The sequence below is a fragment of the Streptomyces sp. NPDC001514 genome (genome assembly GCF_053597075.1).
The window spans coordinates 1-14,292 of record NZ_JBSFHO010000043.1 but is presented as its reverse complement, the minus strand read 5'-3'; the positions used below and the strand labels follow the sequence as shown (position 1 = coordinate 14,292).

At 70.9% G+C, this 14,292-nt stretch carries 12 protein-coding genes; 9 read left to right on the top strand and 3 right to left on the bottom strand.

Features of this window, described 5'->3' with window-relative positions; all coding sequences use genetic code 11:
* The first annotated feature begins 49 nt into the window (after positions 1-49).
* From ACWCXB_RS32710 to ACWCXB_RS32685, 6 genes are all read left to right on the top strand, one after another.
* Positions 50-1,861, top strand: coding sequence for an outer membrane protein assembly factor BamB family protein (locus tag ACWCXB_RS32710; RefSeq protein ID WP_450727448.1), 1,812 nt, complete (start codon positions 50-52; stop codon positions 1,859-1,861).
* 250 nt (positions 1,862-2,111) lie between these two features.
* A complete protein-coding gene (locus tag ACWCXB_RS32705) occupies positions 2,112-2,816 on the top strand; it encodes a helix-turn-helix transcriptional regulator (protein ID WP_450727446.1) in 705 nt (234 codons plus the stop codon).
* A 196-nt stretch (positions 2,817-3,012) separates the two neighbouring features.
* A complete protein-coding gene (galT, locus tag ACWCXB_RS32700; RefSeq protein WP_450727444.1) occupies positions 3,013-4,068 on the top strand; it encodes a galactose-1-phosphate uridylyltransferase in 1,056 nt (351 codons plus the stop codon).
* Positions 4,065-5,048 (top strand): UDP-glucose 4-epimerase GalE, encoded by a 984-nt coding sequence (galE, locus tag ACWCXB_RS32695; protein WP_450727442.1) that lies wholly within the window; start codon positions 4,065-4,067, stop codon positions 5,046-5,048. Before galT ends, galE begins: the two co-directional genes overlap by 4 nt.
* A complete protein-coding gene (galK, locus tag ACWCXB_RS32690) occupies positions 5,045-6,229 on the top strand; it encodes a galactokinase (RefSeq protein WP_450727440.1) in 1,185 nt (394 codons plus the stop codon). Before galE ends, galK begins: the two co-directional genes overlap by 4 nt.
* Before the next feature lie 377 nt (positions 6,230-6,606).
* The gene (locus tag ACWCXB_RS32685) at positions 6,607-7,371 is read left to right on the top strand and encodes a LuxR C-terminal-related transcriptional regulator (protein ID WP_450727438.1); all 765 of its coding nucleotides are present in this window, start codon (positions 6,607-6,609) and stop codon (positions 7,369-7,371) included.
* A gap of 212 nt (positions 7,372-7,583) precedes the next feature.
* On the opposite strand, the gene tamR is transcribed toward ACWCXB_RS32685, so the two are convergent.
* Positions 7,584-8,081 carry a MarR family transcriptional regulator TamR gene (gene tamR / locus ACWCXB_RS32680; protein ID WP_450727436.1) on the bottom strand — a complete coding sequence of 166 codons (498 nt, stop codon included), beginning with the start codon at positions 8,079-8,081 and terminating at the stop codon, positions 7,584-7,586.
* A 131-nt stretch (positions 8,082-8,212) separates the two neighbouring features.
* Here tamR and ACWCXB_RS32675 point away from each other — a divergent pair, with 131 nt between their 5' ends.
* Both ACWCXB_RS32675 and ACWCXB_RS32670 read left to right on the top strand, forming a co-directional pair.
* On the top strand, positions 8,213-9,034 hold the full coding sequence (locus tag ACWCXB_RS32675) for a trans-aconitate 2-methyltransferase (RefSeq protein ID WP_450727434.1): 822 nt from the start codon (positions 8,213-8,215) through the stop codon (positions 9,032-9,034).
* Between the two features lie 19 nt (positions 9,035-9,053).
* Positions 9,054-9,428 carry a VOC family protein gene (locus ACWCXB_RS32670; RefSeq protein WP_450727432.1) on the top strand — a complete coding sequence of 125 codons (375 nt, stop codon included), beginning with the start codon at positions 9,054-9,056 and terminating at the stop codon, positions 9,426-9,428.
* 162 nt (positions 9,429-9,590) lie between these two features.
* Here the strand turns inward: ACWCXB_RS32670 and ACWCXB_RS32665 are convergent, their stop codons facing one another.
* Both ACWCXB_RS32665 and ACWCXB_RS32660 read right to left on the bottom strand, forming a co-directional pair.
* A complete protein-coding gene (locus ACWCXB_RS32665) occupies positions 9,591-10,265 on the bottom strand; it encodes a TetR family transcriptional regulator (protein WP_450727430.1) in 675 nt (224 codons plus the stop codon).
* Entirely contained in the window at positions 10,262-11,242 is a 981-nt protein-coding gene (locus ACWCXB_RS32660) for an acyl-CoA desaturase (RefSeq protein WP_450727428.1), read from the bottom strand. The genes ACWCXB_RS32665 and ACWCXB_RS32660 overlap by 4 nt, the downstream gene beginning before the upstream one ends.
* 215 nt (positions 11,243-11,457) lie before the next feature.
* Here ACWCXB_RS32660 and ppc point away from each other — a divergent pair, with 215 nt between their 5' ends.
* The gene (gene ppc / locus ACWCXB_RS32655; RefSeq protein ID WP_450727426.1) at positions 11,458-14,187 is read left to right on the top strand and encodes a phosphoenolpyruvate carboxylase; all 2,730 of its coding nucleotides are present in this window, start codon (positions 11,458-11,460) and stop codon (positions 14,185-14,187) included.
* Positions 14,188-14,292 lie beyond the last annotated feature (105 nt).

Here is a 14,292-nt window from a genome sequence, read left to right as displayed (position 1 = left end):
CGGCCCCCGACCGACTCCCTCCGCTTCACACCCTCAGAGGTACCCACGCATGACGCAGCCACCACAGCCGCCCAACCAGCCACCACAGCAGCCGAACCAGCCGAACCAGCCGCCGCAGCCGCAGCCCCCGCAGGGCGGCTTCGGCGCCCCGCAGGATCCCCCGCCCGGAGGCTTCGGTGCGCCGCAGGATCCCCCGCCCGGAGGCTTCGGCGCGCCGACCCCGCCGCCGCAGGGCCCGGGTTACGGATACCCGCAGACGCCCCCCGGCCAGCCCGCCGGGTACGGCTATCCGCAGGCCCCGGCCCCGGCCCCGGGCCCGGGCCAGCCGCCGACCCAGCCCATGGGCCAGCAGCCGTACGGCTACGGTTACCCGGCCCAGCCGACCCAGCCGATGCAGCCCCACTACGGACCGCCGCAGCCGCCGCGGAAGAAGCTGAACACCCAGATGCAGATCATCATCGCCGCGGTCGTCGCGGTGGTCCTGATCGTCGCCGGCGGTGTCTGGTTCGCGGCGGGCGACGACGACGCCAAGAAGACCCAGTCGAAGGGCTCGACCGAGGGCGCCAACGGAGAGAAGGACCTCGGGGGCGGCGGCAAGGAGCAGGCCCCCGACAACACCAAGTCCAAGGTGGCCTTCCAGCTGCCGCAGCCCAAGGTCGACGACGTCACCGTCGTGGACGGTTCCTGGCTCACCGACAAGGCGTACGTCAAGACGGGCAGCCGCTCCATCGTCGGCTACGACGCGGCCAAGGGCACCGTCCTGTGGACGATCCCACTGCCCGGCCAGCTGTGCGCGGCGTCCCGGCACATGACCGAGGACAACAAGACCGCGATCGCCTTCGAGCCCGGCAAGCGCACCACGGAGAAGTTCCAGCGGTGCAGCCAGGTCGGTGCCATCGACCTCAACGCCGGCAAGCTGCTGTGGACCAAGACGGCCAAGGGCGAGGGCGACGAGCCTGTCGCGTTCAACGAGATCACGCTGAGCGGCAACACCGTCGCGGCGGGCGGCACCGACGGCGGCGCCGCCTTCGACCTCAACACCGGCGCGGTCCGCTGGCAGCCGCAGGCCAACGCCGAGGAGTGCTACGACATGGGCTACGGCGGCGGCCCGGCCCTCGTCGCGGCGCGCAAGTGCGGTCCGTACGACAGCCAGTACGTCGTCATCCAGTCGCTGAACCCGACGACGGGCGCGCCCCTGTCCCAGTTCAAGATGCCGCCCGGTGTCGAGTACGCGAGCATCATCTCCACCAAGCCGCTGGTCGTCGCGGCCGACGTCGGCGACACCGCGGGTGACGGCAGCGGCATCTCGGACTTCTTCTCCATCGACGAGAAGACCGGCAAGCTCAAGGTCAAGATCGCGGCCGACGCCGACCGGTACGCCGCGCGCTGCCGCTCCACCGAGGTCGAGTCCTGCAGCAAGGCCGTGGTCGGAAACGGCCGGCTGTACCTGCCGACCGAGGACCACGAGGGAACCGGCGACTACGGCGACACCAACGAGATCGTCTCGTTCGACCTCACCACAGGGAAGCCGACCACGGACAAGGCCGAGGCGGGCGACCGCTACACGATGTTCCCGCTGCGCATGGACGGGGGCAACGTCATCGCCTACAAGTGGCCGCCGTACGACGGGGGCGGACAGATCGTCAGCATCGACGGCGGCACGTTCAAGCAGACCGTGCTGATGGAGAACCCGGCGGACGAGTCGATCCGGGACGCGGAGACCAGCTTCTCCTCCGACTATGCCGAGATCCTCTTCTCGGCCGGCCGGCTCTACCTCTCGGAGACGCTGCTGAGCAAGCCGAGCCCGGGCTCGAGCACGGACGAGAAGGAATATCTGGCGGTCTCGTTCTCCACCAACTGACACAGCCGACACGGCCCACACAGCCGACACGGATGGCGCGGTTGACACAACTGGCGTGGCACGACAGCTGCGTTGCGGCCCGGTGCCCCGATCGACGGATCGGGGCGCCGGGCCGTTTTGCCGAAGAATTCGGCATTCTGGGCGGCTTCTGGCACGTAAGGGGCGCGCGACGTCGAACAAGCGTGTAGCTTGCCGGGGCAATAGGCTGGGGGGCCGGGGGGCCGACTCCAGGGGTATGGGGGGTTGCTCGATGGGTGTGCGGCTCATGGTGGTCGATGACCACCGACTGCTCGCCGAGGCGCTCGCCTCGGCTCTGAAGCTGCGCGGGCACCGGGTGCTCGCGGCTGCGGCGCCGACGGCGGGGGTGGCGGAGCTCGTGGTGAGCAGGGCGCCCGAGGTGTGCCTGCTGGGTACGGCGACTCCGGCTGAACCGGGGGTCTTCGACCCGATCGTCCGGATCAAGCGGGAACGCCCGCAGGTGGCGGTGGTCGTGCTGGGTCCGGTGCCGTCCCCGCGGGGGATCGCGGCGGCGTTCGCGGCCGGCGCGTCCGGTTACGTACGTCATGACGAGCGCATCGAGGGTGTCGAGCGCGCCATGATCAAGGCGCGGTCGGGCGAGGCGGCGGTCGCGCCGCAGCTGCTGCAGGGCGCCTTCACCGAGCTCCTGAACCCGGCGGCCCAGCCGGACGACGAGGGCCAGCGGCTGCTCCAGATGCTCACTCCGCGAGAGGTCGAGGTGCTGGTGCGGGTGGCCGAGGGCGAGGACACCCGGCTGATCGCGGCAGGCATGGGGATCGCCCCCAGCACGGCCCGCACCCATGTGCAGCGCGTCCTGATGAAGCTCGGCGTGGGCTCCCGTCTCGAGGCCGCGGCCCTGGCGGCCCGCACCGGCCTCCTGGACCGCGCCCCGATCGCGTTGCCCGGACCGGCCGAGGCTCCCGACCAGGAGTCCTGACCGCGCCGCGACGCCTACTGCGCCGCACCGCGCCTACAGCACCGCACCGCGCCGCGCTACCGCACCGCACCGCGCTCACTCAAGAGCGGTGCGGCGCGCAAGCCTGCGCTCAACACGCCGGGGCATTGACGTCACATGTTCGCTCATGGTTCTTTGTGTGAGGTTCTGTTTGATGACGTTCATGAGGAGCGCCGGTGTGAAGAAGACGGTGTCCAGGCTCGCCGACGGCCGTGAGCTGCTGTACTACGACCGCCGCGACGACATCGTTCGCGAGGCCGTGGACCGGCGGCCCCTCGACGCCGTCTCCACCGCCTCGGAGATCCGCCACGACCCGCTGCTCGGGGACGCGGTCGCCATCGCCTCCCACCGCCAGGGCCGCATCTACCACCCGCCCGCCGACGAGTGCCCCCTGTGTCCGTCCCGCGACGGCCGGCTCAGCGAGATCCCGGACAGCGACTACGACGTCGTGGTCTTCGAGAACCGCTTCCCCTCCCTCGCCGGGGGTTCCGGCCGCTGCGAGGTCGTCTGCTTCACCCCCGACCACGACACCTCCTTCGCAGGGCTCAGTGAGGAGCAAGCCGCCCTCGTCCTGGAGGTCTGGACCGACCGCACCGCCGAGCTCGCCGAACTACCGCAGGTCAAGCAGGTGTTCTGCTTCGAGAACCGGGGCGCCGAGATCGGCGTCACCCTCGGCCATCCGCACGGGCAGATCTACGGCTACCCCTTCGTCACCCCCCGCACCGCCCTCATGCAGCGCTCGGTCGCCGAGCACCGGGCCGCCACCGGCCGCAACCTCTTCGACGACACCGTCGCGCGCGAGCTCGCCGACCCCGTTCGAGTGGTCCTGGAGGGCACCCACTGGGTGGCCTTCGTGCCGTACGCGGCGCACTGGCCGTACGAGGTGCACCTCTATCCGCGCCGCCGGGTTCCGGACCTGAGGGAGCTGGACGACGCGGCGCGCACAGAGTTCCCACAGGTCTATCTGGAACTCTTGAAGCGCTTCGACCGGATCTTCGGCACGGATGACCCGCCGACCCCGTACATCGCCGCCTGGCACCAGGCGCCGTTCGGTGACGGCGGTGGCTTCCGGCGCGCGGACTTCGCGCTCCACCTCGAGCTCTTCACCATCCGCCGCACGTCCGGAAAGCTGAAGTTTCTCGCGGGTTCCGAGTCCGGCATGAGTGTGTTCATCAACGATGTGCCGCCGGAGGCCGCGGCCGAGCGACTGCGAGAGGTAGCGAGCAGCAGATGAGCAAGTACCTGGTGACGGGCGGCGCCGGCTATGTCGGCAGTGTGGTGGCCGCGCATCTGCTGGAGGCCGGGCACGAGGTGACCGTGCTCGACGATCTGTCCACGGGCTTCCGCGAGGGGGTGCCGGACGGTGCCACGTTCATCGAGGGCCGTATCCAGACCGTGTTCGATGAAAAGCACGGTGCGCACTGGTTCGACTCCTCGTACGACGGCGTCCTCCACTTCGCCGCGTTCTCGCAGGTCGGCGAGTCGGTCGCGGACCCCGAGAAGTACTGGGTGAACAACGTCGGCGGTACGATCGCGCTGCTCGCGGCGATGCGCTCCGCCGGGGTGCGCAAGCTCGTCTTCTCCTCCACCGCGGCGACGTACGGGGAGCCGGTCTCCACCCCGATCACCGAGACCGACCCGACCGCCCCGACCAGCCCGTACGGCGCGTCCAAGCTGGCCGTCGACCACATGATCAGCGGCGAGTGCGCCGCGCACGGCCTTGCTGCCGCCTCGCTGCGCTACTTCAACGTGGCGGGCGCGTACGGCAGTTGCGGCGAGCGCCACGACCCCGAGTCGCACCTCATCCCGCTCGTCCTCCAGGTCGCCCTCGGCCGGCGCCGGGCGATCTCGGTCTTCGGCGACGACTACCCCACCCCCGACGGCACCTGCGTACGCGACTACATCCACGTCGCCGACCTGGCCGAGGCGCATCTGCTCGCCATGGACAAGGTCACCGCGGGCGAGCATCTGATCTGCAATCTCGGCAACGGCAACGGCTTCTCGGTCCGCGAGGTCATCGAGACCGTCCGCAAGGTCACCGGGCACCCCGTGCCCGAGGTCGCCGCGGCCCGCCGCCCCGGCGACCCGGCCGTGCTCGTCGCCTCCGCCGCCACCGCCCACCAGCGCCTCGGCTGGAGCCCGTCCCGGGCGGACCTCGCGGGCATCGTCGCGGACGCGTGGGCCTTCGCGCGGGAGAGGGCGGCCGAGGGATGAACGTCGTCGCCGAGCAGTTCGCGGAGCTCTACGGGTACGCCCCCGAGGGCGTCTGGGCCGCGCCGGGCCGGGTCAATCTGATCGGCGAGTACACCGACTTCAACGACGGCTTCGTGATGCCGCTCGCCCTGCCGCACCGGGCGGTCGCCGCGGTGGCGCGGCGCACCGACGGGCTGCTGCGGGTGCACTCGGCGGACATGGACGAGGGCGTGGTCGAGCTGGCGGTCGCGGACCTCGCGCCGGGGTCCGGCTCCGGCTGGGCCGCGTACCCGGCGGGTGTGGTGTGGGCGCTGCGGGAAGCCGGGCATCCGGTCACCGGCGCGGATGTGCAGATAGCGTCGAACGTGCCCACGGGCGCGGGACTCTCCTCCTCGGCGGCCCTGGAGGTCGTCACGGCGCTGGCGCTCAGCGAGCTGTACGGACTCGGCCTCGAGCCCGCACAGCTGGCAGTGCTCGCCCAGCGCGCCGAGAACGCCTTCGTCGGTGTCCCGTGCGGGGTCATGGACCAGATGGCGTCCGCCTGCTGCACCGAGGGCCACGCCCTGTTCCTCGACACCCGTGACCTCACCCGGCGCCAGGTCCCCTTCGACCTCGCCATCCATGGCCTGCGGCTCCTGGTCGTCGACACCCGTGTGAAGCACGCGCTCGGGGACGGCGCGTACGCGCAGCGGCGCGCGGGCTGCGAGGCGGGTGCGCGAGCGCTCGGCGTGCGCGCGCTGCGCGAGGTTCCGTACGTGCAACTGTCCGATGCCCTCGCGCGTTTGAACGACGCCGCGCTTTCCCGGGGAACGTCCCCCGGACCCCCGGCCGAAGAGATCCGCCGCTACGTGCGCCATGTCGTCAGCGACAACCACCGCGTCGAGCGGACGATCGCCCTCCTCGACGCGGGTGACCTCCGTGGCGTCGGCCCGGTGCTCACCGAGGGGCATGCCTCGCTGCGGGACGATCTCCAGGTCTCCTGCCGGGAGTTGGACCTGGTGGTCTCCGTGGCCAATGCGGCGGGCGCGCTCGGCGCCCGGATGACCGGCGGCGGCTTCGGCGGCTCGGCGGTCGTCCTGGTCGAGGAGGCCGCCGCGGACGTGGTGACCAAGGAGGTCACGTCGGCCTTCGCGGCGGCGGGACACACCGCGCCGAGGGTCTTCCCCGCGATCCCGTCGGGCGGCGCGCGCCGCGTTCAGTAGGCGACCCGAAGGGGATCCGAGGGCGGTCCGAGCGGGACCCGAGGGCGACCCGAAGGGGGAACCGGAGGCGACAACGATCGGTCAGCGCGCCGATCTCTGTCGACTTCTGTCCTGTTCCGAAACAACAGACACACGCAGAACAGCCTGGCCAACCAGTTCTGCAAATATCCTTCCCCTCCTGTCGCCCGGCCCTACTCTGATGAACAGCACCGGTGGGGGCCGGTGCTGTTCAGGGGGCGAGACAGTCGGGTACGACGCCCGGGGCGGGGTAGCAGTCAAGAGCGCGGCGGCGGCCGTGGACTGCGTACCACTCCATCCTCGGGCGCCGTACCCGCGCTTCCGGTCCTCCGCCGGAAAAGCGCAGCTTGGGGGTGTCTGTGGTTCGTATCCGGGTCCTGGTGGTGGATGACCACCGAATCTTCGCCGAGTCCCTCGCCGCGGCGCTCGCGGCCGAGCCGGACGTCGACGTGGCCGCGGCCGGCAGCGGCCCTGCCGCGCTGCGCTGCCTGGAGCGCGCTGCGGCCGACGGCCGCAGATTCGACGTGATGCTCGTGGATGCCGATCTGGGCGTGGCCCCCGCGCCGGCCGCCCCGATCGTCGCACGGGCCGTCCCCGACAACGGGGAGGGCGGCTTCGTGGACGGCATCTCCCTGGTGGCCGCGGTCCGTTCGGCCAGGCCGGCGGTCCGCTCGGTCGTGCTCGCCGAGAAGGACGACCCGCGCCGGGCGGCCCTCGCGCTGCAGGCGGGCGCCTCCGGCTGGGTGGCCAAGGACTGTTCGCTGCAGCGGCTGCTCACGGTGATCCGCGGTGTGCTCCGCGAGGAGACGCATCTGCCGCCCGCGCTGCTCACCGGCGTACTGCGGGAGCTCACCGCCGCGCGCAAGCACCGCACCGAGAGCGAGCGGCTCGTCGAGTCCCTCACCCCGCGCGAACGCGAGGTGCTGCGCTGCATGGTGGCCGGCCTCGGCCGCAAGGCGGTCGCGGAGCGCCTCTACCTCTCCCCGCACACGGTCCGCACCCATATGCAGAACGTGCTGGGGAAGCTGGGTGTGCACTCCACGCTCGCGGCGGTGGCGCTGGCCCGGCGGGCCGGCGTCGGACCGGCGGAGCTGGACCTGTCGGCAGTGGGGAGCGCGGGTTAGTCCGGTGGATCGGGCTGGAGCCCAGAAAGATCCGCCGGACACCCCTAAGGAGCCGGGCGAGGAGCAAGCACGGCAAGGCGCGCGAGGAGAGCGCAGCGGCGCTGCGCGCGACGTGGGCCCCTCCAGCCGCGAAGGCGGCGACAGGAGGGAGCACAAGCAGCCAGGCGCAGCTCATCGGCACGCGACGCCGCGAGCCCGCTGTCGGCAGGTCCTCAGCCGGGGATGTTGTCGAACGGGGCGGTCAGCTGGCGTAGCAGCGCGGCCAGTTCGCCGCGCTGGGCGCGCGAGAGCTCGCCGAGGATCGCGCGCTCCTGGGCGAGCAGCCCGGCGAGTGCCTGGTCGGCGCGGTCGCGCCCCTCGGGGGTGAGCCGCACCAGCACACCCCGCCGGTCGCTCGGGTCGGGCAGCCGCTCGACCAGGCCCTTCTTGGCGAGCCGGTCGATGCGGTTCGTCATCGTGCCGGAGGTCACCAGGGTCTGCGTCAGCAGCTGGCCGGGGGAGAGCTGATACGGCGCGCCCGCGCGCCGCAGCGACGTCAGTACGTCGAACTCCCAGGGCTCCAGGCTGTGCTCGGAGAACGCGAGCCGGCGGGCGCGGTCGAGATGCCGGGCCAGCCTGGAGACACGGCTGAGCACCTCGAGCGGTTCCACGTCGAGGTCGGGGCGCTCGCGGCGCCATGCAGCGACCAGTCGGTCGACCTCGTCCTCCATGACGATCAGTGTAGATGGTCTGTCGACATGAAGTCTCTTGACGTCAAGATATATTTCGATGGACTATTGGGCATGGTCGGGCCGGAACCTCGTTCCGCTTGGTTGCACCGTTCCAGTAAGGGGGCTCGAACATGAATTCCGCACCAACCTGGGATCCACAGCAGTACCTCCGCCATTCAGGCCACCGAACACGCCCGTTTCTCGACCTGCTCGCCCGGATACCCGAACTGCCGCACGGCGCCCGTTCCCCTCGCATCGCCGACCTCGGCTGCGGGCCGGGCAATGTGACCGTCCTCCTCGCCGACCGCTGGCCCGACGCCCGCATCACCGGCCTCGACCTCTCCCCGGAGATGCTCGCCCGGGCCGAGAAGGAGTACGCGGGCACCACCCACGGCGGCGGCTGGCTCGACTTCCGCGCCGCCGACGCGGCGCACTGGACTCCCGACGAGCCGTACGACCTGATCGTCTCCAACGCAGCACTGCAGTGGGTGCCCAACCACCCCGAATCGCTCCCCGCCTGGATCGAGGGCCTCGCCCCCGGCGGCACCTTCGCCTTCCAGGTCCCGGGGAACTTCACCTCACCCAGCCACGCCCTGCTCGGCGAGCTCTGCGACACGCCCCAGTGGCGCGACCGCCTCGCCGACCAGGGCCGCCGCTTCGTCCATGTCCTCGAACCCGCCGACTACCTCATGCGGCTCGCCGACCTCGGCTGCGCGACGGACGTCTGGGAGACCACCTACTCCCAGCTCCTCACCGGCGAAGACCCCGTCCTCGACTGGGTGAAGGGGACAGCGCTGCGGCCGGTCCTCACCGCCCTGGAGGGCGACGACCCCGCGATCGAGGAGTTCCTCGGCCAGTACCGCGATCTGCTCCGCAAGGCCTATCCGCCCGGGCCGCACGGAACGGTCTTCCCGTTCCGCCGGATCTTCGCCGTGGCCCGCAAACCGCAGTAGCGCAGGAGAGAGGGAGCCGATGCTGACCGCAGTCGACCACGTCCAGCTCGCCGCGCCGCCGGGCACCGAGGACGCCCTGCGCGCCTATTACACCGATGCCCTCGGCATGACCGAGATCCCCAAGCCCCCGGCCCTCGCCGCCAACGGCGGCTGCTGGTTCCAGGCCGGGGCCGTCCAGCTCCACATCGGCATCCAGAGCGACTTCCACCCCGCGAGGAAGGCCCACCCCGGCCTGCGCGTCAGCGATATCGAGGCGTATGCCGGCCGCCTCGCGTCCCACGGCGCGGAAGTCGTCTGGGACCACGACCTCCCGGGCCACCGGCGCTTCTTCTCCGAGGACCCGGTCGGCAACCGGCTGGAGTTCCTGGAGCCGGACACCGAGCCGCCACCATGAACGATGCACCCGCCCGGTCGGCGACCGGTCCGCCGTCCCACACGCACCGGACCGACCGCCGACCGGGTCTTGCCATGAAACGTGTCAGTGCAGGGTGGTGTACGTGTTCCGGCCGGGACCGTGCTCACCCGGACCCCTGAACGGCGCGGCCGGCCCGCGGGCTCAGCTCTTGCGGTGCCCTATCAGCCGCGGCTTCTGCTCCAGACCGTCAAGACCGTGCCACGCCAGATTCACCAGATGCGCCGCGACCTCCGCCTTCTTCGGCTTACGGGCGTCCAGCCACCACTGGCCGGTCAGGGCGACCATCCCCACCAGCGCCTGTGCATACAGTGGCGCCAGCTTCGGGTCGAAGCCGCGGGCCTTGAACTCCAGGCCCAGAATGTCCTCGACCTGCGTGGCGATGTCGCTGATCAGCGAGGCGAAGGTGCCCGTCGACTGGGCCACCGGCGAGTCGCGGACCAGGATGCGGAAACCGTCCGTGTACGTCTCGATGTAGTCGAGCAGCGCGAACGCAGCCTGCTCCAGCAGCTCACGCGGGTGGCCCGCGGTGAGCGCACCGGTCACCATGTCGAGGAGCTGCCGCATCTCGCGGTCCACCACGACCGCGTACAGGCCTTCCTTGCCGCCGAAGTGCTCGTACACCACCGGCTTGGAGACCCCGGCCTTCGCCGCGATCTCCTCGACCGACGTGCCCTCGAACCCCTTCTCGGCGAAAAGCGTGCGGCCGATGTCGAGCAGTTGCTGGCGGCGCTCCGCCCCGGTCATCCGGACTCTGCGCCCGCGCCGGGGCCTGTCGCTGCTGCTGGTACTGCCGTCGATCGCCACGTCCTCAATCATGCCGCCTCCGCGGCCTCCGTCCTGCGCCGGGAGTCGATCCGGTCCGCGCTCGGCCAGCGCACGTCGTACGCCCAGCCCAGCAGCTCGAACCAGCGGATCAGCCGGGCGCTGGAGTCGATCTGCCCGCGCATCACACCGTGCCGCGCGCTGGTCGGGTCGGCGTGGTGCAGGTTGTGCCACGACTCGCCGCACGACAGCACCGCGAGCCACCACACATTGCCCGAGCGGTCACGCGACTTGAAGGGACGCTTGCCCACCGCGTGACAGATCGAGTTGATCGACCACGTGACGTGGTGCAGCAGCGCCACCCGGACCAGCGAACCCCAGAAGAACGCGGTGAAGGCGCCCCACCACGACATCGTCACCAGGCCGCCGACCAGCGGCGGGATCGCGAGCGAGACGATCGTCCAGTACACGAACTGGCGGGAGACCGCCCGGATCGCCGGGTCCTTGATCAGATCCGGCGCGTACTTGTGCTGCGGGGTCTGCTCCTCGTCGAACAGCCAGCCGATATGCGCCCACCACAGGCCCTTCATCAGCGCCGGCACTGTCTCACCGAAACGCCACGGCGAATGCGGGTCACCCTCGGCGTCCGAGAACTTGTGGTGCTTGCGGTGATCCGCAACCCAGCGGACCAGCGGGCCCTCCACGGCCAGCGACCCCATCACCGCGAGCGCGATCCGCAGCGGGCGCTTCGCCTTGAAGGAGCCGTGCGTGAAATAGCGGTGGAAGCCGATCGTGATGCCGTGGCAGCCGATGAAGTACATCGCCACCATCAGGCCGAGGTCGAGCCAGCTGACGCCCCAGCCCCAGGCCAGCGGCACCGCGGCGAGCAGGGCGAGGAAGGGCACCGTGATGAACAGCAGCAGGGCGATCTGCTCGATCGAACGCTTCTTGTCTCCGCCGAGCGTGGCGAAAGGGAGGTCGGATTCCGATGGCTTCCGGGCGTCGTCGATCACATCGGGGCTTGTGGTCATGGGGTGTCCCCTGTGGGGTGAGAAGTGCGAGTGATCCGTTGCTACGGATCCGTAACCTACGGCGTCGTAAGTATGGCAGCGCGACGCCTCGCGGCAAGAGGGCTGTGGACAACGGCGCGTGAACGGACACCTATCCTTGGTGGCGTCGGACAGCGCGGTCCGCAAGCCTCCGGAAAACCTCCAGACGTGCTCAAACACTGCAAGGAGCCGCACCTGTGAGCAGTGCCGACCAGACCTCATCCGCCAGCGCGGAGCTGCGCTCCGACATCCGCCGACTGGGCGATCTGCTGGGCGAAACCCTCGTACGGCAGGAAGGGCCCGAGCTCCTGGAGCTCGTCGAACGCGTACGAGCCCTCACCCGGACGGACGGCGAGGCCGCCGCCGAGCTGCTCGGTGACACCGACCTGGAGACCGCCACGAAGCTGGTCCGGGCGTTCTCCACCTATTTCCATCTTGCCAACGTCAGCGAGCAGGTGCATCGCGGACGCGAGATGCGCGAGCGGCGCGCGGCCGAGGGCGGACTGCTCTCCCGCACCGCCGACATGCTCAAGGAAGCGGACCCCGAGCACCTGCACGAGACCGTACGGAACCTGAACGTACGGCCCGTGTTCACGGCGCACCCCACCGAAGCGGCGCGCCGGTCCGTACTGAACAAGCTCCGGCGCATCGCCGAGCTCCTCGAGACCCCGGTCATCGCCGCCGACCGGCGCCGGCACGACCTGCGGCTCGCCGAGAACATCGACCTCATCTGGCAGACCGACGAGCTCCGCGTCGTCCGGCCCGAGCCCGCCGACGAGGCCCGCAACGCCATCTACTACCTGGACGAGCTGCACGCGGGCGCCGTCGGCGACGTCCTCGAGGACCTCGCCGCCGAACTGGAGCGCGTCGGCGTCGAGCTGCCGCCCGGCACCCGCCCGCTCACCTTCGGCACCTGGATCGGCGGCGACCGCGACGGCAACCCGAACGTCACCCCCGCCGTCACCCGCGAGGTGCTGATCCTCCAGCACGAGCACGGCATCACCGACGCGCTGGAGGCCATCGACTCCCTGCGCGGACTGCTGTCCAACTCGATCCGGTACGCCGGAGCCACCGAGGAGCTCCTCGCCTCCCTCCAGAACGACCTGGAACGCCTCCCCGAGATCAGCCCCCGCTACAAGCGGCTCAACGCCGAGGAGCCGTACCGCCTCAAGGCCACCTGCATCCGCCAGAAGCTCGTCAACACGCGCAAGCGCCTCGCCAAGGGCACCGCCCACGAGGAAGGCCGCGACTACCTCGGCACCGCCGAGCTGCTCCACGACCTGACCCTCATCCAGACGTCGCTGCGCGAGCACCGCGGCGGGCTGTTCGCCGACGGCCGCCTCGACCGCACGATCCGCACACTCGCCGCCTTCGGACTCCAGCTCGCCACGATGGACGTGCGCGAGCACGCGGACGCCCACCACCACGCGCTAGGCCAGCTCTTCGACCGCCTCGGCGAGGAATCCTGGCGGTACGCGGACATGCCGCGCGACTACCGGCAGAAGCTGCTCGCCAAGGAGCTCCGCTCGCGCAGGCCGCTGGCGCCCACTCCTGCCCCGCTCGACGCGGCCGGAGCCAGGACCCTCGGCGTCTTCGCCACCGTCAAGGAAGCCTTCGAGCGGTTCGGACCCGAGGTCATCGAGTCGTACATCATCTCGATGTGCCAGGGCGCCGACGACGTCTTCGCGGCCGCCGTGCTCGCGCGCGAGGCCGGGCTCATCGATCTGCACGCCGGCTGGGCGAAGATCGGCATCGTGCCGCTGCTGGAGACGACCGACGAGCTGAAGGCCGCGGACGTCATCCTCGACGGGATGCTCGCCGACCCCTCCTACCGGCGGCTCGTCTCGCTGCGCGGCGACGTCCAGGAGGTCATGCTCGGCTACTCCGACTCGTCGAAGTTCGGCGGCATCACCACCTCGCAGTGGGAGATCCACCGGGCCCAGCGGCGGCTGCGCGACGTCGCCCACCGGTACGGGGTCAGGCTGCGCCTCTTCCACGGCCGCGGCGGCACGGTCGGCCGCGGCGGAGGCCCCACGCACGAGGCCATCCTCGCGCAGCCGTGGGGCACGCTGGAGGGCGAGATCAAGGTGACCGAGCAGGGCGAGGTCATCTCCGACAAGTATCTGATCCCTTCCCTGGCCAGGGAGAACCTGGAACTCACCGTCGCGGCCACCCTGCAGGCGTCCGCGCTGCACACGTCGCCGCGGCAGAGCGACGAGTCGCTGGCACGCTGGGACGCGGCGATGGACACGGTCTCCGACGCGGCCCACGCCGCCTACCGGCGGCTCGTGGAGGACCAGGACCTGCCCGCGTACTTCTTCGCCTCGACGCCCGTCGACCAGCTCGCCGAGCTGCACCTGGGCTCGCGGCCCTCGCGCCGCCCGGACAGCGGGGCGGGCCTGGACGGGCTGCGGGCCATCCCGTGGGTCTTCGGGTGGACCCAGTCGCGGCAGATCGTGCCGGGCTGGTTCGGCGTCGGCTCCGGGCTGCGGGCCCTGCGGGACGCGGGCCTCGACCCGGTCCTGGAGGAGATGTACGGACAGTGGCACTTCTTCCGTAACTTCATCTCGAACGTGGAGATGACCCTCGCCAAGACGGACCTGCGCATCGCCCGGCACTACGTGGACACGCTGGTGCCGGACCACCTGAAGCACGTCTTCGCCACGATCGAGGAGGAGCACGAGCTGACGGTGCAGCAGGTCCTGCGGGTGACGGGCGGGAAGCGGCTGCTCGACTCCAATCCGGTGCTCCAGCAGACCTTCGCGATCCGCGACGCCTATCTGGACCCGATCTCCTACCTCCAGGTGACGCTGCTGTCCCGCCAGCGCGAGGCGGCGGAGCGCGGCGAGCCGGCGGACCCGCTGCTGGCGCGGGCCCTGCTCCTGACGGTGAACGGTGTAGCGGCGGGCCTCCGCAACACGGGCTGACGCCCGGGCCTGCTCGCTCACACAACGCCGCTGCCCGGCACCGCAAGGTGCCGGGCAGCGGGGGTGTGTGTAGGAGCTTCCGTGGGAGCGCCCCGGCCCCCTGCG